Origin of the sequence: Slackia equolifaciens (genome assembly GCF_003725995.1) — a bacterium.
Classification (GTDB): domain Bacteria; phylum Actinomycetota; class Coriobacteriia; order Coriobacteriales; family Eggerthellaceae; genus Slackia; species Slackia equolifaciens.
The window spans coordinates 85555-109562 of record NZ_QIBX01000002.1 but is presented as its reverse complement, the minus strand read 5'-3'; the positions used below and the strand labels follow the sequence as shown (position 1 = coordinate 109562).

Annotated in this window: 17 protein-coding genes and 1 other RNA gene; 16 read left to right on the top strand and 2 right to left on the bottom strand. The window is 61.9% G+C overall.

The genetic code is table 11. From position 1 onward, the window contains the following. Positions 1-20 precede the first annotated feature (20 nt). The 3 genes from DMP06_RS02315 to DMP06_RS02305 all read left to right on the top strand — a co-directional run bounded on the left by DMP06_RS02315 (position 21) and on the right by DMP06_RS02305 (position 3651). Positions 21-2279, top strand: coding sequence for a ribonuclease R family protein (locus tag DMP06_RS02315; protein ID WP_123208138.1), 2259 nt, complete (start codon positions 21-23; stop codon positions 2277-2279). Between the two features lie 148 nt (positions 2280-2427). Then, the gene (gene smpB / locus DMP06_RS02310) at positions 2428-2892 is read left to right on the top strand and encodes an SsrA-binding protein SmpB (protein ID WP_123208137.1); all 465 of its coding nucleotides are present in this window, start codon (positions 2428-2430) and stop codon (positions 2890-2892) included. A 123-nt stretch (positions 2893-3015) separates the two neighbouring features. Continuing rightward, positions 3016-3651 (top strand): hypothetical protein, encoded by a 636-nt coding sequence (locus DMP06_RS02305; protein WP_245962332.1) that lies wholly within the window; start codon positions 3016-3018, stop codon positions 3649-3651. A gap of 70 nt (positions 3652-3721) precedes the next feature. Here the strand turns inward: DMP06_RS02305 and ssrA are convergent. After that, positions 3722-4089, bottom strand: a transfer-messenger RNA (tmRNA) gene (gene ssrA, locus DMP06_RS02300). A 323-nt stretch (positions 4090-4412) separates the two neighbouring features. Between ssrA and DMP06_RS02295 the strand changes: the two genes are divergently transcribed. The 4 genes from DMP06_RS02295 (at position 4413) to DMP06_RS02280 (ending at position 12550) form a co-directional block, all read left to right on the top strand. Further along, a complete protein-coding gene (locus DMP06_RS02295; RefSeq protein WP_161957798.1) occupies positions 4413-6518 on the top strand; it encodes a glycosyltransferase family 2 protein in 2106 nt (701 codons plus the stop codon). Between the two features lie 6 nt (positions 6519-6524). Beyond that, on the top strand, positions 6525-8948 hold the full coding sequence (locus DMP06_RS02290) for a polysaccharide pyruvyl transferase family protein (protein WP_123208134.1): 2424 nt from the start codon (positions 6525-6527) through the stop codon (positions 8946-8948). A gap of 239 nt (positions 8949-9187) precedes the next feature. Further along, positions 9188-10132 carry a glycosyltransferase family 2 protein gene (locus tag DMP06_RS02285; RefSeq protein ID WP_123208133.1) on the top strand — a complete coding sequence of 315 codons (945 nt, stop codon included), beginning with the start codon at positions 9188-9190 and terminating at the stop codon, positions 10130-10132. 150 nt (positions 10133-10282) lie between these two features. Continuing rightward, on the top strand, positions 10283-12550 hold the full coding sequence (locus tag DMP06_RS02280) for a glycosyltransferase family 2 protein (RefSeq protein ID WP_123208132.1): 2268 nt from the start codon (positions 10283-10285) through the stop codon (positions 12548-12550). 11 nt (positions 12551-12561) lie between these two features. Here the strand turns inward: DMP06_RS02280 and DMP06_RS02275 are convergent, their stop codons facing one another. Further along, the gene (locus tag DMP06_RS02275) at positions 12562-13470 is read right to left on the bottom strand and encodes a patatin-like phospholipase family protein (RefSeq protein ID WP_123208131.1); all 909 of its coding nucleotides are present in this window, start codon (positions 13468-13470) and stop codon (positions 12562-12564) included. Between the two features lie 694 nt (positions 13471-14164). Between DMP06_RS02275 and trxA the strand changes: the two genes are divergently transcribed. From trxA to mreD, 9 genes are all read left to right on the top strand, one after another. After that, positions 14165-14473 carry a thioredoxin gene (gene trxA / locus DMP06_RS02270; protein ID WP_123208130.1) on the top strand — a complete coding sequence of 103 codons (309 nt, stop codon included), beginning with the start codon at positions 14165-14167 and terminating at the stop codon, positions 14471-14473. A 237-nt stretch (positions 14474-14710) separates the two neighbouring features. Next, a complete protein-coding gene (locus DMP06_RS02265; protein WP_123208129.1) occupies positions 14711-15646 on the top strand; it encodes an NAD(P)/FAD-dependent oxidoreductase in 936 nt (311 codons plus the stop codon). A gap of 418 nt (positions 15647-16064) precedes the next feature. Then, positions 16065-17063, top strand: a complete 999-nt coding sequence (locus DMP06_RS02260) for an ABC transporter substrate-binding protein (protein WP_123208128.1) — start codon at positions 16065-16067, stop codon at positions 17061-17063. A gap of 219 nt (positions 17064-17282) precedes the next feature. Next, positions 17283-18665, top strand: coding sequence for an acyltransferase family protein (locus DMP06_RS02255; protein ID WP_123208127.1), 1383 nt, complete (start codon positions 17283-17285; stop codon positions 18663-18665). 156 nt (positions 18666-18821) lie between these two features. Beyond that, on the top strand, positions 18822-19883 hold the full coding sequence (gene prfA / locus DMP06_RS02250) for a peptide chain release factor 1 (protein WP_123208235.1): 1062 nt from the start codon (positions 18822-18824) through the stop codon (positions 19881-19883). Then, positions 19883-21034 carry a N5-glutamine methyltransferase family protein gene (locus DMP06_RS02245; protein WP_123208126.1) on the top strand — a complete coding sequence of 384 codons (1152 nt, stop codon included), beginning with the start codon at positions 19883-19885 and terminating at the stop codon, positions 21032-21034. Before prfA ends, DMP06_RS02245 begins: the two co-directional genes overlap by 1 nt. A 277-nt stretch (positions 21035-21311) precedes the next feature. After that, positions 21312-22379 carry a rod shape-determining protein gene (mreB, locus tag DMP06_RS02240; RefSeq protein ID WP_123208125.1) on the top strand — a complete coding sequence of 356 codons (1068 nt, stop codon included), beginning with the start codon at positions 21312-21314 and terminating at the stop codon, positions 22377-22379. Between the two features lie 128 nt (positions 22380-22507). Continuing rightward, positions 22508-23476: a rod shape-determining protein MreC gene (gene mreC, locus DMP06_RS02235; protein ID WP_123208124.1), complete on the top strand. Its 969-nt coding sequence runs from the start codon at positions 22508-22510 to the stop codon at positions 23474-23476. A gap of 3 nt (positions 23477-23479) precedes the next feature. Next, positions 23480-24004 (top strand): rod shape-determining protein MreD, encoded by a 525-nt coding sequence (gene mreD, locus DMP06_RS02230; RefSeq protein ID WP_123208123.1) that lies wholly within the window; start codon positions 23480-23482, stop codon positions 24002-24004. Positions 24005-24008 lie beyond the last annotated feature (4 nt).

The following is a 24008-nucleotide window of genomic DNA, read 5'->3' as shown; positions in this document are numbered from 1 at the left end:
TCGTTTTTAGAGGAGGATACATGCCTCATTCCCGCACCCGAAAGTCAAAGGCTCGTCGCACGCCCAAGGCGCATCCGCGCGGCGTGTTGGAGCTCACTGGCGCCGGCTACGGGTTTGTTCAAACGTCCGAGGGCGAGTTCTTCATCCCCGCCTCCAAGACCGCCGATGCGTTTGACGGCGATCTGGTGGAGGTGAGCCATCTCCCTCATGGTCACGAAGGCGGACGCGCATTCGCGGTTTCGGGCGGTCGGCCCCCGGCGCGGGTGGTGCGCGTGCTCGCTAGGGCTCATGAGACCGTGGTGGGGCGATACGAGGTTGCCGAGCCTTTCGGTGTGGTGGTACCCGAAGACCCTCGCATCAAGCACGACATCTTCACACTGCGTCGCGACGCACCCCATGTGCAGGACGGGGATATCGTGCGCGTGCGTATGACCGTGTACCCTTCGCGCCGAGAGCCGGCTCAAGGCGTGGTCGAGGAGGTGCTGGGGCACTCGGGCGATTCGGGCGTGGACGTGGAGCTGGTCATCGCACGGCACAAGCTCGAGACGCGTTTCCCCGATGCCGCCCTCGAGGAGGTGAGCGACGCTCGGGTTGACGCGCAGGGCGCACTTGTCAGCGGCCGCTATCGGGATTATTCCGACCGCGTGGTGTTCACGGTCGACCCAGATGACGCGAAGGACTTCGACGATGCGCTGTCTTTGGATTGCGTCATCTTGCCGGGCGCTGCTTTAGCTGGCTCTACGACGACCCACGCTTCTTCGGACGACGCAGCTTCTGCCTGCGGCGCTCAAGAATCCCTCGCGGGGGAGGATCCTAAAAGGCGGCGTTGTTCAGCGGAGGCGACGGAACATAACGGTTTTGGCCGCGTGTTCGCAGGGAGCCTTGCTGACGGCGCGAAACTGGTGGCGCGGGGCGATGCCCTGTGGCGCCTGGGCGTGCATATCGCCGACGTGTCGCATTACGTGCCGTGGGGCGCTTCGGTTGATCTGAACGCGCGCCGTCGCGCCACGAGCGTCTATCTGGTGGACCGCGTGCTTCCCATGCTGCCCGAGAAGCTTTCCAACGATGTATGCTCGCTTAAGCCGCACGAGGAGCGTCGCGCCGTGAGCGTCGACCTCTTTCTCGACGCACAGGGGCGTGTGGTAGACATGGACGCCTCTCCTTCGGTCATCCGGTCGCGCGCACGTCTCGCGTACGGATGGGTGCAACACGCGCTTGAGGCTCAGCGCGAAGGGGAGCATGATGCGGCCCTTGCCTGCATCAAAGAGGCCGCTGGACCTGCAAGCGAGGCGGTTCTTGAGCGCCTCGTGCATCTCGATGAAATCGCGCATAAGCTCCATGCGGCTCGCATCGCGCGCGGCGGCATGGATTTCGAAAGCGAAGAGGCAAAAGTGCGCCTTGACGCGCAGGGGCGACCGGTGTCGGTGGACGTGCGGGTGAAAACGGATGCGACGTCGCTTGTGGAGGAGGCCATGATCGCCGCCAACGAAGCGGTGGCGCGCTATCTTCGCGATGCCAAGGTTTCTTCCATCTATCGCGTGCACGATGCGCCCAGCTCAACGGACTTGGTAGACCTGAAGCCTATCTTGCAAGAGTTCGGCTATGATAAGCGCGTTTCGATGACACGCTTCTGCTCGGGCGATCCGTTCGCGATTCAGGAGGTGCTTGCGGCGGCGCAGGGTAGGCGCGAGGAATATCTGGTCTCGTCGCTCATCGTGCGGGCGATGCGCCGAGCGGTGTATCGTGACGCCTACGGCCCCCATTTCGGGCTTGCGAGCGAGGCCTACACGCATTTTACGAGCCCCATCAGGCGCTATCCCGATCTTATGGTGCATCGGATGCTGAAGTGCGCGCTCTTCGGTCGCTCCGAGGAAACCTCTGCCATTGAAGCGGCGATGAACCAGATCGCCCAGCATTCCTCCGAGGCCGAGCGAACCGCCGAAGCTGCAGCGCGCGAAAGCCAGGAGCTCAAGCTCTACGAGCTGCTCGAACAGCATGTGGGCGAGGAGGCCGACGGAATCGTTTCGGGCGTGGTTTCTGCCGGGTTCTTCGTGCGCCTGGCCGATACTACCGAGGGATTCGTCGCGCTGCGCGCGGCAGGGGAGTACTGGATGCTCGACGCCCAGCGCCGCACGCTCACGGGCTCGGATTCGGGCGGTGTGATCAGGCTCGGCATGCGCGTGCGCGTGCGCATCAAAGACGTGCGCCCGCTGGAACGTCGCGCAGATTTCATTCTTGTGAGCGCGGGACGGGGCATCGGGCTCAAGCTGAAGAGATAGTGCGCCGCTGTTGCTGCGATGATTGTGGGCGGCGCATTGCGGCTCGCTGGCGCATCCTCGAGGAACTTGTATAATGTCCGATGCTGCATAAGGCGGACAAGGGTCCGCGGCGGCGCGATGCACGATTCGGGAAAGGTGACGCTTTTTCGTGGCGAAAGAGAAAAAACAGATAGCGAAGAACCGCAAGGCGACTCATGAGTACGAGATACTCGAGACGTTCGAAGCCGGCATTGTGCTGTCGGGCACCGAAGTGTGCTCGTTGCGCGAGAACAACTGCCAGCTCACCGATTGCTTTGCGCTCGTGCGCCATGGCGAAGTATGGCTCCACGGTCTTCATATTCCGCCGTATTCTCACGGCAATCTGGCCAATCCCGATCCCGATCGGAAACGCAAGCTGCTGCTACATCGCAAGCAGATTCGTTATATGGAGGAGAAGACGCGCGAGAAGGGCATGGCCCTGGTGCCTCTCAACATCTACTTTGCCGCAAACGGCCTGGTGAAGATGGAGCTTGCCATCGCGCGCGGTAAGAAGCTCTACGACAAGCGTGCGGATATGGCAAAACGCGATGCCAAGCGCGAGATCGAGCGCGCTATGAAAGAACGGTATAGGTAGCAATGCGGTCGCGGACGCTCGCGCCATCGTGGGCGGTTCGCCGATTCGCGGTAGCATCATAGGAAAAGGGGGCGCAGGTCGCAGATGGGTCTGTTTAGAAGGACGAGCCGCAAGGTCGGTCGCGTGGCGAAAAACGTGGCCAAGCAGGTGATTCTGCCGCAGGATGATTCGGACAAGGCCCAGTCATCCGAGGCAAAGAATGCGGCGCAGGACGCGCCTCAGCACACCGATGCAGAATACGAGGCGCTCAAGGAGAAGTACGATGCCGTGATGCGCGCGAAGTGGGAGGAATACTACAAGACCTCCTGCGACGGCGAGTGCGAGACGTGCGAGTACTACGACTGGTGCCCTGATGATTTCGTGGACGAAGAGTCCGACGGGGCGGAGGAGCCTCAGGTCGAAGAAGCGGTTGAGGAGGATGCCGCCGAGGCGGCAGAGCCCGAGGAGGAGCCCGAACCCGAGCGCGAGCTGACCGAAGAGGAGCGTGCCGCTAAGGAGGCAGCAGAGGCATACTATGAGGCCGGCTGCGACGGCGAGTGCGAAACGTGCGAGCACTACGACTGGTGCCCTGCCGAAGAGGAGGGCGAAGAGGACCCCGATGACAAGGTGCTGTTCAAGGGCATTACGCAGGGAGATGTGAAAAAAGCCGCAAAGGGCAGCGTGGAGCTCGCCCGCGAGGGCGCCATGGCCGCAAAAGAGCTCAAAGAGGCCATGGATGACATTCTGGGCGGGTTCGATTTAAAGAACCTGACGAAATAGCAGTCTGCTGCAATGCATGAAAAAAGCGCCCGACCTGCGATAACGTCGCAAGTCGGGCGCTTGAGCGTTATGGTGGAGGCGCGGAGAATCGAACTCCGGTCCATACTACATTCTCCCTCAGGCTCTACAAGCTTATTCCGTGGTCAGGTTTCGGACGTTCGCGGCTCACGGACACGCGTTGAGCGCCCTAGCCCGTTCGGTCTTAATCGAAGCCATACAGGCTACGTGCTTCGATGCAGCCCCCTGAAATGACGTCGCCCCCGGAGCGGAGACAATCCGGGTTTGACGGGCCAGCTAAATTAAGCAGCCATGGCGAGCGCCGGAGCGCTCTGAGTGTTGTTCTTGCCAATTAACTTGACGGTACCCCTGTTTATCGTGGCGAGGAGACCACGGCCTGCTCCTCAGATCAAACGTACCATGTCGAAACCAGTCGCCCCCGAAAGGCGCCTGCGATGGCGTTGTGCCGAAGAAAGCATCCACCGATATCGCATTCTCAATGTGCCCTCGAACCTTCGTTCGAGGATGTTTCATTGTAGTGGATGATTGCGGAAAGTCAATCAGGGCGTTATGCAAAACCCACGTCGCATCCGCGTCAAATGCGGGTCAATTCAACCAGGACGGGACGCGGGGCATACCTCTTTACATTAAAGTTAAGCGCTGCGGGCTTTGGACGAGTCCGTCTCGTGGCGCTTGGACCGGAGGCGTCTTCTGGGTCTGTCGCGCCGCGGCGTTGGCACATTACGATCTGGAAGGCGGGACCCGTGGGCGACACACCCTCCTTAAGCGTCATCATTCCCATCTACAATACGGAGCGCTACCTGCGCGAGTGCCTGGAGAGCGTGCTCGCGCAGACGCTTCGCGGCATCGAGGTCGTGTGCGTGAACGACGGCTCGACCGACTCCTCGCTCTCCATCATGCGCGAGTACGAGGCTCGCGACCCCCGCGTGCGCGTGGTGGACAAGCCCAACGGCGGCTACGGCCACTCGGTCAACCGCGGCCTGTGCGAGGCGCGCGGCGAGTACGTGGCCGTGGTCGAGCCCGACGATTTCATCGATGCCCACATGTACGAGGACCTCATGGCGGCCGCATGTCTTGCCGATGGCACCGCGGCCGACGTGGTGAAATCGGCCTACTGGAACTACTATGACGTGGAGGGCGAACCGCCCCACATCGAAGCGCCCAATCTGATGAACTGCATGCCCGCCGAGCAATTTCGGTTCACGGCGCACACGCATTGGGAGGTGCTCTACCACCACCCCTCCATCTGGTCGGCCATCTACCGCCGCGCGTTTCTGGAGGAGCGCGGCATCCGCATGATCGAGCCGAAGGGCGCGGGCTGGGCCGACAACCCCTTCTTCTTCGAGACGCTGCTTCAGGCGCGCTCGATCGTATGGGTGCCCGCGGCGTATTACTACTATCGCCAGACCAACCCCGACTCATCCAGCAACCTCAAGGATTTCCATCTGCCGTTCGATCGCCTGCGCGACATCCGCACGCTGTTCGACCGCTTGGATGAGCGCGATCCGCACGTGCTCATCTGCCTCTACAACCGTGTGTTCAGCTACGTGAACTCCGTCATAGGCGAGTTCGGGTTCCCGGAATCCGATCCCGAGATCATGGGGCGCATCCGCGAGGAATTCGCCGCGATCGATCAGGACGTGCTGTATTCCGCAAAACGTGGCATTCAGAGGGAGCGGCTCGCCTACTACGAGGATGTCATGGGCATTACGCGATCGCGCGTGCCCGAGCACGAGCCGGTCGAGCACCCTTCGGTGAGCATCATCGTGCCCATGAAAGACGCTCGCCCGCTTTTGTGGGATACGTTCAAGAGCGTGATGGCGCAGGACCTGGAAAGCTTTGAGGTGGTGTGCGTCGACTGTGCCTCGACCGATCGATCGTATGCCGTGGCGTGCGACGCGGCGAGTAGCGATGGGCGATTCCGCGTGGTGCCGTGCGATTCCGGCGGCATCGCCCAGGGCTGCAATGCGGGGATCGACGCGGCGCGCGGAGAGTTCGTCTATGTTTTGCTTCCCGGCATGGAGATGCCGGAGGGATTCCTCGCCAGTATCGTGCTTGCGCTGGATGAGCATCCCGACGCGTCGTGCTCGGTGTTCGCCAAATCGCCTCGTTTCATAGGGGATTTTCTGCCCAAGGGGTCTCGCTGCGCCGCCATGAATTCAGAGGGCAATCTATGCGCCCTCATGCTTGCCGACGGCGGGGTGCTGGGCGCGTCCTCTAAGCTTTTCCGTAAGGCGTTTCTGGATGAGCAAGGCATTCGCTTTGATGCCCGCGAGACCGAAGAGGGCCTGCTTTTCAGCCTCAAAGCGCTGCGCGGGGCCGATGCGGTGCTCGTCCAGCGCAAGGCGCGCATCGACGACGAGCGACTTCACCTGCAGGAACGCGGCCGCAAAGACGCAGGAGAGCGGTTTGCGGCGCGCATGGATATGCTCGACGCTTTGGAGGCGTACGTTTCGGCGATAGGCGACGAGGAGGCCGTCCGAGCTTTTCGATGCTGCGCGGTCTCTCAGCTTGACCGTGACGTCCACCTCTATTGCAGCACTGCCGATGGCGAGGAGGTGTTCCAGCGCGTGCTCGAGGCGCTTAAGGGACGCTTCGGCCTGGCTCATCAGGGCGGCATGTACTTTCTCAACCAGGGCGCGTATCGGCATTTGCAGCGCGCGGCGCTTATGGGGTACCAGCAGTTCGTGCAGCGCGAGCTTATGCTGGCGAGCAACAATGTAATCGAGCTGCGCAACCGCAACCGCTCCATCAAGGATTCGGGGTCGTACCGCTTTGGGCGCGCGGTGTCCAAGATGGCGAGAAAGATGCTTCCTAAATCCGTTATCGCCAAGGTGAAGAAAGGCTAGGGGCCGATGTCTGTCAAAAAGACCGCGAAGCGCGCCATCATCAAGGGGCTGCGCTCTGTGAAGAAGGTTGAGATGCGAGTCGAGCGCGGCATGAAGCGAAGGCTCGGGCTCGCCTCTGGCACGAAACTCCAGGGGCCCTATATTCATCCTTGGAAGATGCAGGATCCGGGCAACCCGACCATCGTGGATCAGATGAAGAAGGAGCACTGCTGCGGATGCGAATCGTGTCGCAACGCCTGCCCTAAGGGCGCCATCGCGATGGTCGAGGACGAAGAGGGCTTCTTGTATCCGCGGGTGAACCATGATGCATGCATCGATTGCGGCATCTGCATCAAAAAATGTCCCATCTATAATGACCAGCCAGCCAATGACGTGGTCACCATGTGCTATGCCACCATCGCTTCCGATGACGGGATGCGCGCACGCAGCAGTTCTGGCGGTCTGTTCTCGCAGCTTGCGGTAAAGACGCTCGAGGCGGGCGGCATCGTGTTCGGCGCTGCGTACGACGGGGTGGATGCTGTGCACCATCGCGGGGTGGAATCCGTGGCCGATTTGGATGCGCTGCGGCGCTCGAAGTACGTGCAGAGCAGCACGGGAGATACGTTCTCCCAGGCCAAGCGCGCACTCGATGCCGGGCGGCAGGTGCTCTACTCCGGCTGCCCTTGCCAAATCGCGGGGCTTTATGCATATCTGGGTCGCGATTACGACAATCTTCTCACGGTGGACCTGATCTGCCACGGCGTGCCTTCGCCGGGCCTGTTCCGTCGGTATCTGAAAGAGACGTATCCCGAGAATGGCGTGTCCGAGATCAATTTCCGCGACAAGAGCGCATTCGGATGGTCGACCCATATGAATGCGTATATGAAGGATGGGAGCGTTCGTCGCGAGAGATGCACCGACGACCCTTTCTATCTGATGTTTTTGCGCTGCCTCGCCCAGCGCCCGTTTTGTTCCATCTGCAAGTTCACCAGGCTGCCGCGCGTGGCCGATCTTTCCATCGGCGACTGGTGGGGCGTAGAGAAATACGACCGCTCCCTCAACGACGGCAAAGGTACGTCGCTCGCGCTGGTGAACAACGCGAAAGGCAGGGCGGCGTTCGAGGCGATCGAAGATGGTATGGCCCGATGCGAAACGCTTCCGCTCTCGCAGGCGCGCCCGCGCAACTACACGATTGACCGTCCGTTCAAGGCTCATGTGCATCGCGCTCGGTTCTTCAGGCTTCTCGGCCAGTACCCCTTTGCGAAGGCGGTTCGTTATGGCCTCGAGAACCACTTCGATGTGGGCGTGTATGGCCTGTGGTACGGCGAGAATTATGGGAGCGTGCTTACATACTACGGCTTGGTGAAGGTTTTGGAATCCATGGGGCTTTCGGCTCTCATGATCGCGAATCCCTTGGGGTCCGCTCGCGGCGACACGCTTGAGCCCACGCAGTTCGCCCGCAGGCAGGGGTATTCGGTCTCTACGCGACGGCCTCTTACTCGCATGGGCGAGCTCAATGAGTTCTGCGACTCGTTTGTGTTGGGGTCTGACCAGCTGTGGAACCCGGGGCTGTTCAGGCCTTATGGCTACACGTATTTCTTGAGCTTCGTGAACCCCGACCGTAAGCGCATAGCGTACGGTACGAGTTTTGGCAAGGCGACGCATGCGATCGACGAGGTTACAAAAAACCGCATGCGCTACGAATTCGCCAAATTCGATGCGGTATCGGCGCGCGACGACTTTTCGCGTGACCTGGTGAGAAACGAGTACGGCCACGATGCCGTGAAAGTGCTCGACCCCGCCATTCTCTGCGATGCCTCGCATTTTCACGCGCTGGCGGCACAGGCGGATGAGCCGTCGTGCGTGGCGGGCGAGATGCCGCGTCTGGAGGGGGGCGGCTATCTGTTCGCCTACATCCTTGATCCGGACGATACCACACTTGATGACCTCGCGGAAATCGCAAACAAGGCGGGGATTCCCGTTGTGGTGTCGGTTGATATGAGCCCCAAGACGCGTAAGGGCAATGTCGCGCGTTTCGCAGGCGGCGAGACGCGAGGCGTCTATGTGCTGGACGAGCCCCGTGTTGAGCAGTGGCTCTATGCCATCGAGCACGCCGATGCCACGCTCACCGACTCATTCCACGGCATGCTGTTCTCGTTCGCCTTCGAGAAGCGCTTCGTGGCGTTTCCCAATGCCAAAAGGGGCGCGGGACGCTTCATTGACGTGATGGGCGTGCTCGGTCTGGAAAGCCGTCGAGTGGATGGGTTGCACGGCAACGTAGGGGACACCGTTAGGCTTCTTGGCGAGGAGGTCGATTACGCATCGGCGAATGCGCGCCTGGAACGCGAGCGTGCGTTTTCGCGCCGGTGGCTTAAAGACGCCTTGTTCTCGCACAAGATGGTGCCAACGTATCGCGCGTACACGGTTGTAGAGAACAATCTTCTGCACTAGCGTGCTGGCTCGTGGATGAGGTGCGTTTCGGTGCCGATATGGTGCGACGCGCGCGTTTTCTCCGTGCGCCGACGCCTCTTTTGCAAACCCTGTGGCATGTCGGCCAAACAGGTGCCCACGAATGGCGTGCTGCTACACGCGAAAACCATCACTATAGATAGCGGGTATGTTTTATAATCCAAGGCTGCGGGTCGTACGGGCCCGCTTTCATTGTCACCTATTCTGAGAAGGATCCGCCCATGGACGGTAAAGTCGCGGTTCTCATACCCTGCTACAACGAGGCCATCACCATCGCCAAGGTGGTGGACGACTTCCGCCGCGTGCTGCCCGAGGCCGACATCTACGTCTACGACAACAACTCCTCCGACGGCACGGCCGAGATCGCGCGCGAGCACGGCGCGATCGTGGTGCGCGAGCCCCGCCAGGGCAAGGGCAACGTGGTGCGCTCGATGTTCCGCGACGTGGAGGCCGACTACTACGTGATGGTGGACGGCGACGACACCTACCCGGCCGAGGCGGCGCCCGCGCTGATCGCCCCGCTCGCGGCGGGGGAGGCCGACATGACGGTGGGCGACCGCCTCTCCAACGGCACCTACGGCGAGGAGAACGACCGCGCCTTCCACGGCTTCGGCAACGACCTGGTGCGCTGGCTGATCAGGCGCATCTACGGCTTCGCGTTCGAGGACGTGATGACCGGGTACCGCGCCTTCACCCGCGCCTTCGTCAAGACCATGCCCGTGCTCTCGGCCGGCTTCCAGATCGAGACCGAGATCTCCATCCACGCGGTGGACAAGCGCTGGCGGATCGCCGACGTGCCCATCGACTACCGCGACCGCCCCGAGGGCAGCGAGTCGAAGCTCTCCACGTTCGGCGACGGCGCCAAGGTGCTCATGGCCATCGGCGCCCTGTTCAAGGACTACCGCCCGCTGGCGTTCTTCAGCTGGATCGCGCTCGTGTTCATCGCCCTCGGCCTCGTCGTGGGCGTGCCCGTCGTCGCGGAGTTCTTCGCCACGGGCCTCGTGCCGCGCCTGCCCTCCACGGTGCTCGCCGTGGCGCTCGTGTTCTGCGGCGTGCTGTCGCTCGCCTCCGGCGCCATCCTCGACACGGTGGCCAAGGCCGACCGGCGCCAGTGGGAGCTCAAAGTGTACGAGGTGCTCGAGCAGCAGCGTCGCAACCAGGCGTAGCCATTCAAATCGTTGGCGATGGTTTTGCCAAGACCGTGCAAACCTTCGGTCAACCGCGCGTCAAATTCGCCGAACGACATACCTTGACGGCCGCGTGAGCCGTATCGTTTCCCCGATGCTCAACAACAACCAGAGGGGACCGTGCCGCGTATGGCGAAAAAGACCGCAACCGTTTCGCAAGATGCTTCCAAATCGTGCAAGGGCGCCGTGGGCGGCGCTCATTCTGCCGCATCGGATGCTGTGTCCGATAATGCGCAGCATGGCGCCGAGGCGCATTCATCCCACGATGGCGGCGCTTCGCCCGCGGTCAGCGTCATCATCCCTGTGTATAACGTGCAGCGCTACCTGCGCGAGTGCCTGGAGAGCGTGCTCGCGCAGACGCTTCGCGGCATCGAGGTTCTGTGCGTGAACGACGGCTCGACCGACTCCTCGCTCTCCATCATGCGCGAGTACGAGGCTCGCGACCCCCGCGTGCGCGTGGTGGACAAGCCCAACGGCGGCTACGGCCACTCGGTCAACCGCGGCCTGTCCGAGGCGCGCGGCGAGTACGTGGCCGTTGTCGAGCCCGACGACTTCATTGCGCCCGACATGCTTGCCGACCTGTATGCTGCGGCGTTCGGCGAGGGCGTATCGCGCAAGCGGATGAAGGTGCGCGTCGATCGCGACCATCCGGCGGACATTGTGAAATCCTCGTATTGGAACTATTACGACCTCGAGGACGGCTCCGATCCCTACATCGAACCCTCGAATCTGATGAACAAGATGCCCGATGTGCCTTTTTCGTTCACGGTGCACACGCATTGGGAGGTGCTCTACCACCACCCCTCCATTTGGTCGGCCATCTACCGCCGAGCGTTCCTGGAGGAGCGCGGCATCCGCATGATCGAGCCGAAGGGCGCGGGCTGGGCCGACAACCCCTTCTTCTTCGAGACGCTGTGCCAGGCGCAGTCTATCGTATGGATGCCGGGCGCTTACTACCATTACCGCCAGACCAATCCTCATGCGTCGAGCTATCTGAAGGATTTCCACCTGCCGTTCGACCGCCTGCGCGACATCCGCGCGCTGCTCGACCGAATCGGCGAGCGCGACCCGCACGTGCTCGTATGCTTCTATAATCGTACGTTCAGCTACATCAAATCGGTGCTGGAGAAATTCGGGTTCCCCGAAAGCGATCCCGAGGTGTTCGGCCTTATCAAAGAGGCGCTTGCGGCCATGGATCCGGAGGTGCTCTACGGGGCCAAGCGCGGCATCAGGCGCGATCAGATCGAGTACTACGAAGACGTTATGGGGGTGCTCGCCGAGCGCGTGAAGCCGCGGGCGGCTGCGGGGTCTCCTCGCGTGAGCGTCGTTGTTTCGATGAAGGATGTGCGTCCGTATGTGTGGGGCTGCCTGGACAGTTTGGCGAAGCAGGCGCATAAGAGCCTCGAAGTGATATGCGTCGATTGCGCATCTTCCGACCGCACGCGTGACGTGGCCTCGTATTTTCCGGGGCGCGACAAGCGCTTCTCGGTCATCGAGGCGGGAGAGGTCTCCATTCCGCAAGGGTTCGCGGCGGGGCTTGCGCGGGCGCGAGGAGAGGTGGTGTATTTCGCCGATCCGCGCAATGCGTTCGGCAAGAAATTTCTCGCCAAGATCGTGCGTGCGTTGGATGCATGCCCGCGGGCCGACATGGTGGTGTTCGGCAAGAAGCTTGCCTATCTGGATGCGGTTGACGTTCCCGAGAAAAACGGCGTTGAGGTGGAGGCGGCCGGCATGCGCGACCGCCTGATGCTCGCCGCGCCCAACGGGGTGGCGTCGAAGGCATTTCGCCGCGGGTTCATCCAAGGCGCGGGACTCGCGTTTGACGCGGAGGAAAACGCGGGGTGCACGCTGTTTTCCACGAAGGCCATCGCGGCGGCGAATCGTGTTGCGCTGATGAACGGGTGCGCTCCCAAACGGCAGAGCTATCGCAGCGTGCGCAGCCCTCTCGCCTATATCGAGAAACGCCCTGCGCTTGCCGAGGCCCGTAGCGCGGTGTTCGGCAAGCTGCGTGAGTTCGAGGGGTCCCAGCACAACAAGGAGGTGGCGCGCGGGATTCACTGTTATATCGTTGAGGCGATGCTCGCCGACCTTTCCGAGATGGGCGATTTGGAGGACGAGCGCCGTTACTTCGAGCTATTGAAGGGAACATTCGGCAACATGAAGAGCGCCTTGAATCTGCCGAGCGCGCATTTCATCAACGCCGAGTCGTATCGCAAGCTTCAACGCTTGGCGTCGATGAGCTACGAGCAGTACCTGCGTCGCGAGACGGTAGCGAGCCGCGACAAGGCCCGTGTGATGTCGGAATCGACCGCATACCGCATCGGCACCGCTATCGCTGCGTTCGGCCCGCGCCTTTTGCCTAAGGGCATAGCCATGCGCGTTCGAAAGATGGTATAGGCGGGTTTGAGTTATTTCTCCAGGTAACGCTGCAGGTCATCCCACTGCGCTGCCGCCTGGGCGTAACCTTGCTCGTACAGCACGAACAGCTTTTCGGGGTCGCGCTCCATGCTGCCCACGGTCACGGGTTCAGGTGGGCGAATCATAAACACCTCTCCCGCATCGTGCAGGCGTGCGACCCAACGGTAGCAGCGGTTGTATTCGAAATGACGGTATTCCATGCGGTCGCAGAACAGGGGGTAGTCGGCGTAGACGCGCCGCGCCAGCAGCATGGTTTTGTTGGGCTTCTTGCGGTAAGTCTCATCTTGGGTGAGCACAACGATGTGCTTGCGCGCGGTGCCCATGAGCATTGAGTGAAGCAACGGCACGCTATCGCACGGGCCGCCGTCGAGGAGCTTCTTGCCGTCCACCTCGACGATTTTGCACACGAGCGGCATGCTCGACGAGGCAAGGAGATACTGCGTGTCGTGGCCGTTTTCCAGCACGTGGTAATCGGCCTCGCCAAGCTCCAGGTCGCTCGATACGGCGGTCAGTTTCATGGGGGAGCGGTCGAATCCGTCGTAGTTGAAGGGGTCGAGCCTGTCGGGGATCTCTTCGAACATGAACTGCGTGCCGATGGCATTGCCCGCCGTGGCGAAATTGCGCATGGAGAGGTATCGAGGGTCGGCGCAGTACTTGGTGTTGAGGAAGCACGTGCGACCCACTTCTCCGGCGACATAGTTGTATCCGCAGAGCGATCCCGCGCTCGTGCCGATCACGTTTTTGCACCATACGCCGTGGTCCATGAAGAAATCCAGCACTCCGGCGGTAAACTGAGCGCGCATCGCTCCGCCCTCAAGTACCAGGTTTACGTCGAGGATGTCCTGTCCGGTCCAGGCGGGCGTACGATTCGTGTCGGTGGGGGAATACGATGCTCTCATGCCTTCTCCTTTGCTTCCTCACCGTATGGTAGGCGAGAGAGGAGGCTATCGGGGCGCGAAGCGCTCGACGATTCGAAAGCGTTACGAAACGTCCATGAGGGGTCGCGCTGGGAGCGTCGAGCCGCGAGCGTAGTCAGAATGGGGTTGGAATGGCATTCGTGGGTCGCGCAGGGAGTGCTGAGTTGCGAGTGGTCAAAATTGTCTCATCTGGGCGATTCATACGTTCCTGAACGATGCCGTGGTCAAAAACGACCCAGATGGGCGATTCGACTGTTCGCGAAGTCGCGGATATCGTCCGATTCCGGCGTAGCGGCGGTACGGACATCCGAAAATGCTCGGAAATCTGGAACAGCGTTCGATCCTTTGTCTTCTGAGCTTTATTTCAAGGGCTGGAAGGGTCACAGCGAACTTGCTCGCCGCCCATTCGGGTCGTTTTTGACCAGCCGGCTGAAAATAAACGTTCTACGCGCCCATTGGAAGCATTTTGACCATATGGCAGTTATCCACCCCAAACTTCACTTTTCTCGGAATCTAGCCGTTTGCCGCCCGCAATGTGCCGAAACCGTGCAGGAACCTCGCGTCGTATGCATGCGGAGCAATATATGATACTATTTGACTATCAAATAAGCCGCCGGAGAGCGGGGCCAGTCGGGGTTCGGCCGTCTCGTTATCCGGCAACGAGAAAGGTGTCATCATGGCGCAGGTTATCAGCTCTTCCGAATTCGATTCCAAGGTTCTCGGCGCTCAGGGGCCCGTGTTGGTGGACTTCTTTGCAACGTGGTGCGGCCCGTGCAAGATGCTCGCTCCCATCCTCGACGAGGTGGCGGCAGAGGTCCAGGGCAAGGCTGCGGTATACAAGGTCGACGTGGATGCATCCCCCGATCTGGCGCAGCGCTATAACGTCATGAGCGTGCCCACGCTGATCGTATTTGAAAACGGCCAGATCAAGCGTTCTACCATGGGCGCCCAGCCCAAGCAGAGCCTCCTGGCGCTGCTTGCGTAAATCCGTTTCGTCGGGCCCGTCAGTTTGGCGGGCCTTTTCTGTATCATGAGCGTTGTGCGGCATTCGCATCTTGCTGTTCGGGTTTGTCATGGGACAGCCCGGGCGAAACGACAGATGACAAGGCGCCGATGTGAACTCCGCCAGCGGATTGCGCTTTTTTCTTCATGCTCCACGTTCGTGTTGCATTGGGGCATTGGGGACGGAGCGCATGGGTATATTTGAGAGATTGGACCTGACATGGTTGATAATGCGCATTTCGACGTGGCTATCATCGGACAGGGGCCTGCCGGCATGACGGCCGCTCTGTATGCGGCGCGCGCCGGGCTTTCCGCGGCGACATTTGAGCGGATGGGGCCGGGCGGGCAGATGACCGATACCGAACGCCTGGACAATTACCCCGGCTTCGCCGAGGGCGTCGATGCGTTTGAGCTGGCGTTTGCGATGAGCGCGCAGGCGGCGCGTTTCGGCGCGGTATCTGTGGGCGAGGAGGTGGCATCGCTCGAGCTTGACGCGCCAACCAAGCGTATCACTACCGCGTTCGGAAACGTCTACACCGCCGATGCGGTCATTCTGGCCATGGGCGCCGAGCCGCGTCCGCTGGGCGTGGAGCGCGAGTCGGAGCTTGCCGGTCGCGGCGTGTCGTACTGCGCCACCTGCGACGGCGGGTTCTTCAAAGACAAAGTGGCCGTTGTGGTGGGCGGCGGCAACACGGCGGCGGGCGACGCGCTCTACCTCTCTCGCATCTGCTCGCAGGTCCATTTGATCCACCGTCGCAACACCCTGCGTGCCGACGCGGTGTACGCGCAGCCCCTCGCCGCCCTTCCCAATCTGACCATGCACCTCGATTGCGTGGTAGATGCGCTGCATGAGCAGGATGGTGCGCTTTCGGCGGTGTCTGTGCGCAACGTAAAGACGGGGGAGACGAGCGAAGTGCCCACGTCGGCCCTCTTCGTAGCGGTGGGAACGCGTCCGCGCACGGGCGTTCTCGAAGGTACGGGCATAGAGCTCGACTCTGCAGGCTATGTGGTCGCTGGCGAAACGGGGCAAACCAACCTTGCGGGCGTGTTTGCGGCGGGCGACGTGCGAACCAAGGCGCTGCGTCAGGTATCCACTGCGGTGGGCGACGGGGCGAATGCGGCTACCGCTGCATTCGAGTATCTTTCGCTGCGCTAACGTGAGCCGCGGGCCTGGTCGTGCTGGTGCTGGCCGCCGGTCTGGTCGGGCGCGAGGCGGGCGGGCGGCGGATCGGCTCGGGGCAAAGCGTGCTGGCGGCAGGCTGGGCGGGCTGATCCGACCCAGCCTGCCTTTCGGCGGCGTAAGCCGCGTTACGGTTTTGGCCGTACCCCAATCTCAATAATTTGTGCAACTACGGGCTTCTTCATGCTCCCTTCAAATGGTGACTTTACAATCGCGCGAATGCACTGGGAAGCCGTTCGAGTGGCCAAGGCGCCCTTCGCTAGCGCGCACGCCATCTCGGGCGTCTGCTGTCTTTAGGGCGCAGGCTCAGCTTCCAGGGGAGGGACTGCCGCCCCGAGGCACGTCTTGAGGCCGTATGCATGAGGGCGGCATAAACGAGAGAGAAAGGCACGATATGCTCACTCGCAGGAAATTCACGCAGTTCGCAGCGGCGTCCGTCGCGGCGCTGGGAGCGTTCGGCATCGCCGGATGCTCGTCTTCCGGGGACGAAAGCCCCGCTCAAGACGGTGAGGCGCAGACGCTTTCGATGAAAATAGGCACGCTTCAGACCGAGGATTCGCTTCCGTTCTGGATCGCCGAGGCGAACGGCATGTACGCCGATGCCGGCCTTGATACCGTCGAAATCATCACGTTCCAGAGCGCCCAGGAGCTTTCCACCGCATTCGCTGCCGGCGAGATCGACGGCGCGATGACCGATGCGCAGGTTTCGGCGGCTTTGGCGGCGAGCGGCACCGCCGTGAACCTTGCATGGGTCACGTTGGGCGCCACGCCGGACCAAGGTCGCTTCGGCATTATGACCAGCCCCGAATCCGGCATCACGAGTCTGTCTGATCTGGCGGGAAAGGGCATTGGCGTGGGCTCTAACACCGTGCCCGAGTACGTGATGGACCGCCTGATGGAGGCGGCCGGCGTGCCGGATGACCAGATCGTGGGCGAGGAGATCAAGAAGCTGCCCGTGCGCTACGAATCCATGGCGAACAATCAGGTCGCCGCTGCGGCGCTGCCGGGCAGCCTGCTTGCGCTGGGCGAGGCAAGCGGCATGGTGCTTTTGGCCGATGACACCCAGGGCGACAATATCAGCCAGTCGGTGTTCGCGGTGAACCAATCGTGGATCGATGGCGGCGGTCAGGCGGCGCTCGATGCCGTGCGTCGGGCGTGGGATGCAGCGGTCGAGGCGGTCAACGCCGATCCGGAGAGCTTCCGTGCGTTGCTCGTGGAAAAGGCGAGCTTGCCCGAGCTGGTGGCCGACACCTATCCCATCTCAACGTATCCCGAGGCGGCGCTGCCGACTTCCGAGATGGTCGACCCCGTTCTCGAATGGATGAAGGCCAAAGGCTACCTGACCGCCGACGTGTCCTACGACGCCATGAAGGGAGCGCTCGCCGCTCAGTAGGCCTGGCGCAAGCCCGATAACGTGCCTCATGGCGCGTGTTGCGAAAAGCCGGAGCGATCCGGCTTTTTGTTTTGCGTCATCTGCCGTATAGGGGCGCTTGCGCGTGGAGGCACTTTGTCGAATTCTACAGCCGCATGCGATGCGCGGTATCATCCGCATCGTCGACGGCCGCAGTATAGCCGCCTAGGGTACGATGAGGCGGAAAGAGGGTGCTTAAAAATGCGGGCCTGCAGGTGTATCGAAGGGGAAGCCTCGCATTCAGTCGGGCGATTCTCGGATCGGTCCAGTGCAAGAAAGAAGGAGAGGGATTCCCGGTTCGAGCTTCTTCGCATCGTATGCATGATGCTCATCGTTCTGCACCATTTCGCGCTGCACGGCGAATGGACGGGCGACATTCCACGCGTGTTCATCGACTGGATTAGCATGGGCGGCAAGGTGGGCGTCGATTGCTTCATTTTCATCTCGGCGTATTTCCTCATCCGGTCGCGGTTCAAGATTCGCTCGCTCGTTCGCGTTGTCCTGGAAACGCTCTTCTACTCTCTTGGAATTCTTGCGGCGATGTGCTTCATCGACCCTTCGCAGGTGACGACCCAATCCATCGAGCAGGCATGTACGCCTCTGTCGTCCTATCTGTATTGGTTCGTTTCCTCCTATGTGGTCATGGTGCTGCTCTCTCCGTTCGTGAACCGCTTTCTGCTCTCCATCTCACGTGAGGAGCATCGCCGTCTTGTCTTGGTTGCGTTCGCGATCCTGTGCATGCTTCCCACCGCGTTCTCGGCGACTTTTTTGGAAAGCGGGGTCCTGTGGTTCCTGTTCCTTTACGTCCTCGCCGCATACTGGCGCCTTTATAACGTTTTTGAGCGGCCCGCCAAGGCTGTGGGTATGCTTGCGGTAGGCGTAGGCGCAATGATGGCGAATTCGGCCATGGTCAACGTGTGGGGGTCGCTCATTCCCCAGCATGCTGCGGCCTCTGTTGCGCCTCGGCTCGTATGCATCGCCGCCCTTGTCGGTTGCACGGTGCTCATGTGGCGTATGCGACGCTCCCATGCGGTGTGGGCGGTAGCCATTCTGTGGGTGGTGGTCGATTTGGCGTTGAGCGTGACGCTGGGGGTGAATGACGTATGGACTGATTCCCAGCGCCTGGCAGGGCTTAATCAGGCGCCGCCCCTGGCTGCTGCCGTGGGGCTGTTCATGCTGTTCATGTCGGCGCGCCCGTTCTCCGTTCGCTGGGTGAACGTTTTGGCATCGTGCGCCTTTGGCGTGTACCTCATCCATGAGAATCCCATGGTATGCCATGAGCTATGGCAGCATAATTATCTGCTCGAAGGGCTTCCGGCGCCCGCGCTCTACGTTGTGGCGGTGGGCATAGCTGCAGGGGTCTATCTGACGTGTGCGGCTATCGACCTCGTGAGGCAGCACGCGTTCGAGCGGCCCGTGATGGCTCTTGTCGATGGGGGCGCATGCGGCAGGGCGCTCGATCGCATAGACGCGTGGTTCAATGGCGACACGTCGCCTACGCGGGCCGCCATTGCTTCGAATGCGCAGGGCGCGGGGCTCGTGCGAGCTGGACGCATCGTAGACGATCGCGGTAAGACGGAGTAGCTTTCGGTGGCCGGCGTGCCGTGGAGGGCGCGTGAAGCGAGCGTGCGTGCGGTGCTTGAGCTGGGTGATATGCCCGAGGGCGTGGTATTATATTCCGCTGACACTCACCAGGAAGCCGTCCGCGCACAGCCGGCGGCATGCGATAAAAGGACTATCATGCGCGATAAACTCGAAAAGATCATTGAAGGCTACGCCGAGCTTCAGGGGAAGCTGGGCGACCCCGCGGTACTCGCGGACCAGAAGGAATACGCCCGCCTGTCCAAGGAATACGCCAACCAGGGCCCGCTTGTGGCCAAGGCTCGCGAGTATATCCAGGCGTGCGACGATATCGATGACGCCAAAGAGATGCTCGCCGATCCCGACATGAAGGAATTCGCCCAAGAGACCATTGCGGCGGCCGAGGCGAAGCTCCCGCAGCTCGAGGAAGATATCAAGTTCATGCTCATCCCCTCGGATCCCGCCGATGAGAAGAACATCATCGTTGAGATTCGTGCCGCCGCCGGCGGCGACGAGGCGGCCATCTTCGCGGGCGATCTGTACAAGATGTACATGCGTTTCTGCGAGTCCAACCGCTGGAAGGTAGAGACCATGGACGTTTCTCCTTCTGAGGCCGGCGGCTATAAAGAGATTCAGTTCAAGGTCAAGGGCGATCACGTGTATTCGGTCATGAAGTTCGAATCGGGCGTGCACCGCGTGCAGCGCGTGCCCAAGACCGAAAGCCAGGGGCGCATTCACACCTCCACGGCCACCGTTGCCGTGCTGCCCGAGGCCGACGAAATCGACGTGGAGATCAACGAGAACGATTTGCGTATCGACGTGTACCGTGCGGGCGGCCCCGGCGGCCAGTGCGTGAACACCACCGACTCCGCTGTGCGTATCACGCATCTTCCCACCGGTTTGGTGGTGCAGTCGCAGGACCAGAAAAGCCAGCTTCAGAACAAGATCGCGGCCATGGCGGTTCTGCGTGCGCGCCTGTACGAAAAGATGCTCGCCGAGCAGCAGGCGGCCGAGGGCGCCGAACGCTTGGCACAGATCGGCTCGGGCGATCGCTCCGAGAAGATCAGAACCTACAACGCGCCTCAGGATCGCGTGACCGATCATCGCATCGGCTTCAACTCCACCTACAACGGCGTGCTGATGGGCGATTCCCTGGGCGACGTGATCACCGCGCTCCAGGCCGCCGACCGCGCAAGGAAGCTCGAGGCCGCTACCGAATAATGTCTGAAATTTGGACAATCAAGGCGGCGCTGGATTGGTGCCGGGGGTATTTGGAGCGCAAGGGCGACGACAACCCGCGCCTTTCTGCCGAGTGGCTGCTTGCCGAGGCATGCGGCCTGCGCCGCGTCGAGCTCTATGTGAACTTCGAGCGCCCGCTTGCTCCGGAGGAGCGCGAGGTGCTGCGCGATTATGTGGCGCGCCGTGGGGCAGGGGAGCCGCTCCAGTACATCACGGGCGAGGTGGCGTTTCGGCACATAGCGGTGAAGGTACGCCCCGGCGTGCTCATTCCGCGCCCCGAGACCGAGGTGCTGGTGAGCGAGGCTCTCGCCCTTCTGCCGGCGCCCCGCAGGCGTCACGCCACCGATTCGGTCCTGACCGAGAATGAGGCGCAGGAGCTGCTGCTGAGGGAGGCAGCGCAGAAGGCTGCGGCGGAGGGCCTCGACGGGGACGGTGCGACCGTGCCGTCTGATACGGCAGCCGTGTCGAGCGCCGAGGGAGCCGACGCGCAAGACGGCTCCTTCGTCGACGCCACGATGGCAGGCGGTGCCGGGGAGGTTGGCGTAGCCGAGGGGACTGAGGATGATTTCGAGCGGACGGGCGCTGCAAGCCCCGTCGCTTCGGATGATGCTCCGCTCTATATTGCCGACATCTGCACCGGCTCGGGCTGCATCGCCTGCTCCATAGCCTATGAGCACCCCGATGCGCGCGTGCTGGCGACCGACATCGCGCCCGAGGCTCTTGCCCTGGCGCGAGAAAACGTCGAGGCGCTGGGCCTTAAAGAGCGCGTCTACGTCTTAAACAGCAACCTGGGAGATTCCGTCCCTCCTCGTTTCGTTGGCAAGCTCGATCTGGTTGTGTCGAACCCGCCCTATATCCCGACGGACGTGATGGCCCGGTTGCCGCGCGAGGTGGGCGCCTTCGAACCCGCTCTTGCGCTCGACGGGGGAGCCGATGGCCTCGACCTGTTCCGGCCTCTTACCGCGTGGGCGCGTCATGCGCTTAAGCCCGGCGGCGGGTATGCGGTGGAGCTCCATGAGACATGCCTCGAGGCCGCGGCGGCAATCGCGCGCGAAGCCGGCTTTACCGACGTGCGCATCGTAGACGACCTCGCCGGGCGTCCTCGTGTGCTCGTTGCGCGTGCTCCCCGGTAACGTTGCCTTTTGCTCTCGACATCGAGGTCGCGGCGCGGGCAAGAGGCGAGCGCACGTCGTGTTTTTGCTCTGGCGATCGCGCGCGTTTACTTATTGTGTGCATGGCTCCGCGGTGTGCGGGGCCTTTTTTTCGGTGTGTTAGAATGTCTGCTTGCGTATACCGCAATATCGCGCGGCATCGTTTCGGCAAACGGCGCGTTCCGTTCCGCCAGAACCGATTTCGCGTTGCACCACTTGACGCAAGATAGAGAAACGAAACGGAAAAGGACCCATCTCTATGTCGTTCATGGATTTCATCCATAACCTTACCGGAGGCTTCGGCGGGGCATCTTCGTGCGATCTGGCAATCGATTTGGGCACGGCGAACACGCTTGTGGCCGTCACCGGCGAAGGCGTGGTTTTGAATGAGCCTTCCGTCGTGGCCATCGAGCGCAGCACCCATCGCGTTCTGGCCGTAGGCCACGAGGCCAAGCAGATGATCAACCACACGCCCGATGCGTTTTCGGCGGAGCATCCGTTGCGCGACGGCGTTATCGCCGACTACGATGTGACCGAGGCCATGCTCTCGGCCTTTATCAACAAGGCCATCGAGCGCCGTTATCCCTGGCAGGCAAAGCCGCGCATCGTTATCTGCATCCCCTGCGGAGCCACCTCTGTCGAGAAACGAGCCGTGTTCGAGGCGGCCATCCAGTCGGGCGCTCGCCAGGCGTATCTGATCGAGGAGCCCATGGCGGCGGCAATGGGCGCCGATCTCCCCGTGACCGAGCCCACCGGCTCCATGGTCGTGGATATCGGCGGCGGCACCACGGAGGTCGCGGTCATCTCTCTCGGCGGCATCGTTACCAGCTCGTCTTTGCGCCTCGCGGGCAACAAGATGGACGAGGCCATCGCGATGTATCTGCGCGACCTTCTGGGCATCAAGGTGGGCGAGCGCACGGCCGAGATCATCAAGATCAAGATCGGCTCCATCCTGCCGTTCGAAGACGGCCGCGAGAAGGACATGATCATCTCCGGTCAGGACGTGGTGACCGAGCAGCCGCGCGAGGTTACCATCCAGTCCGAGGATGTGCGTGCTGCGCTCCAGCCGCCCATCGAGGAGATGGTCGTCCACATCAAGGAGACGTTCAAAAAGACCAACCCCGACCTGGCCAGCGATATCATCTCCAACGGCATCCTGCTCACGGGCGGCGGTGGCCTGCTTTCGGGCCTTGATCGCTTTCTCACGCAACGTCTGGAGATTCCTGTATGGACCAGCGAGACGGCGCTTACTAATGTGGCCATGGGCTGCCTGAAGGTGCTCGAGACCCCTTCGGCGCTCAAACAGACATTGATGCGCTCTAAGTAAACAATCAATCCTTTGCCGCGCGCCGCCATATGAGCGGCGCGCTCGCTCAATGCCCCGATGCGGCGTTTCGCTCGATGCATGCGGGCTGCTGCGGCAGACGGAGCGCCCGGATGAGGCGAGGAGGTTATATGCCTATAATCAACAAGCATTCGACCGCCAAAAAGAAGGCGGCTCCCTTAAGCGGCACCGCATTGGTCATCGTGCTGCTTGTCGTGTCTGTGGCGCTCGCTACCGTATACGCGCGCGAGGGGCAGGACGGTCCTCTCCATAGGGTCCAGAGCATCGCCGGCATGGTGACCGCTCCTCTGCAGCTTGCCGGCGCGGGTGTGGCGTATGCGGCAGACGGCGCGGGCGATGCGGTGGAAAACGCCACCGTTTCCGATTCTTCCTACACCGCGCTTCAACAGGAAAACGCCCAGCTGCGCGACCAGCTTGTGCAGATGGAGGAGCTGCGCCAGGAAAACGAGCGCCTGACCGCGCTCCTCGATATCCAGAGCCAATACCAGATCAGCGGCGCCACGGGACGCGTGATCGGTACGGGGTCGGATGCATACTCGCGTGAGATTACGGTGAACGTGGGGAGCAACAGCGGAGTGGAGCCCGGCCAGGCCGTGGTGGGCCCGAGCGGTCTGGTGGGCCAGGTGACCGAAGTCTCGCCGCTCACGTGCCGCGTGCGTCTCATCACCGATCCCCAGAGCGGCGTTTCGGCGTATCTGCAGTCCTCGCGCGACGAATGCGTGGTCAAGGGCGCCGTCGACGGGCTTCTCTACCTCGAATATCTCGACGATTCGGTCCAGGTGGAAGTGGGCGATGTGGTGGTCACCTCGGGCATGGGCGGAAGCTATCCCGCCGGTATCACCATCGGCACCGTGACCAATGTGGTCAACCAGGCCGGCACCTCCGACCGTACCATCATCGTGTCGCCTCTCTCCACCGTAAGCGCGCTGGAGGAGGTCACGGTAGTGTTCTCCTCCTCGTCCGAGGGTTCCGATAGCCAGTCGGGGTCGCAAGACGCCGGCGATTCGGGCGACACGAACGCCGACGCTTCGAGCACCGATGGCGAGGGCTCTGTCGATGAATCCGGGGAAGGCGAATAGCCTATGCGCGAGACCGTGGTCCTGATAGTCGGGGGCATTGCCGCGTTCGTGCTGCAATGCGTGCTCGCGCCCAATATTGCCGTTCTGGGCGCCATGCCCAATTTCGCGCTGGCCTTCGTGGCCACGGCGGCCATGCTGCGCCAGTCCGACGCTATCGTGGTGATCGCGTTCGTTCTGGGCTTGGTAAGCGATCTGTCGAACGGCGGCACGGTGGGCTCTATGGCTGCCCTGCTCACGCTTGCGGCTCTCATCGCCTCTCGCGCCTCGTCGCTCTTCGGCAATGAAACCGTTACCGCGTCGCTCCTCATATCTATGGCGGCTTCGCTCATCGTGGAGGCTATTTACGCATTTTTCTATATTGCTACGGCGGGGGTGCCTGCGGTCGATGCGCTGCTTTTGCGCGCCTTGCCATGCGCCCTCTACGACTGCGCCATAGTGCTCATCATCATGCCGCTTCTGTCGTTCGTGCTCGCGCGCAGCGCCCCATCGCACAACGCGCCCACGTCGTCCACCGTTCGTCTGCGTTAGGTCG

Bases quoted from the DNA above. Each gene is read 5' to 3' on its own strand.
- DMP06_RS02315 (WP_123208138.1), top strand. From the start codon at position 21: ATGCCTCATTCCCGCACCCGAAAGTCAAAGGCTCGTCGCACGCCCAAG.
- DMP06_RS02290 (WP_123208134.1), top strand. From the start codon at position 6,525: ATGTCTGTCAAAAAGACCGCGAAGCGCGCCATCATCAAGGGGCTGCGC.
- DMP06_RS02285 (WP_123208133.1), top strand. From the start codon at position 9,188: ATGGACGGTAAAGTCGCGGTTCTCATACCCTGCTACAACGAGGCCATC.
- DMP06_RS02280 (WP_123208132.1), top strand. From the start codon at position 10,283: ATGGCGAAAAAGACCGCAACCGTTTCGCAAGATGCTTCCAAATCGTGC.
- DMP06_RS02275 (WP_123208131.1), bottom strand. From the start codon at position 13,470: ATGAGAGCATCGTATTCCCCCACCGACACGAATCGTACGCCCGCCTGG.
- trxA (WP_123208130.1), top strand. From the start codon at position 14,165: ATGGCGCAGGTTATCAGCTCTTCCGAATTCGATTCCAAGGTTCTCGGC.
- DMP06_RS02265 (WP_123208129.1), top strand. From the start codon at position 14,711: ATGGTTGATAATGCGCATTTCGACGTGGCTATCATCGGACAGGGGCCT.
- DMP06_RS02260 (WP_123208128.1), top strand. From the start codon at position 16,065: ATGCTCACTCGCAGGAAATTCACGCAGTTCGCAGCGGCGTCCGTCGCG.
- DMP06_RS02255 (WP_123208127.1), top strand. From the start codon at position 17,283: ATGCGGGCCTGCAGGTGTATCGAAGGGGAAGCCTCGCATTCAGTCGGG.
- prfA (WP_123208235.1), top strand. From the start codon at position 18,822: ATGCGCGATAAACTCGAAAAGATCATTGAAGGCTACGCCGAGCTTCAG.
- DMP06_RS02245 (WP_123208126.1), top strand. From the start codon at position 19,883: ATGTCTGAAATTTGGACAATCAAGGCGGCGCTGGATTGGTGCCGGGGG.
- mreB (WP_123208125.1), top strand. From the start codon at position 21,312: ATGTCGTTCATGGATTTCATCCATAACCTTACCGGAGGCTTCGGCGGG.
- mreC (WP_123208124.1), top strand. From the start codon at position 22,508: ATGCCTATAATCAACAAGCATTCGACCGCCAAAAAGAAGGCGGCTCCC.
- mreD (WP_123208123.1), top strand. From the start codon at position 23,480: ATGCGCGAGACCGTGGTCCTGATAGTCGGGGGCATTGCCGCGTTCGTG.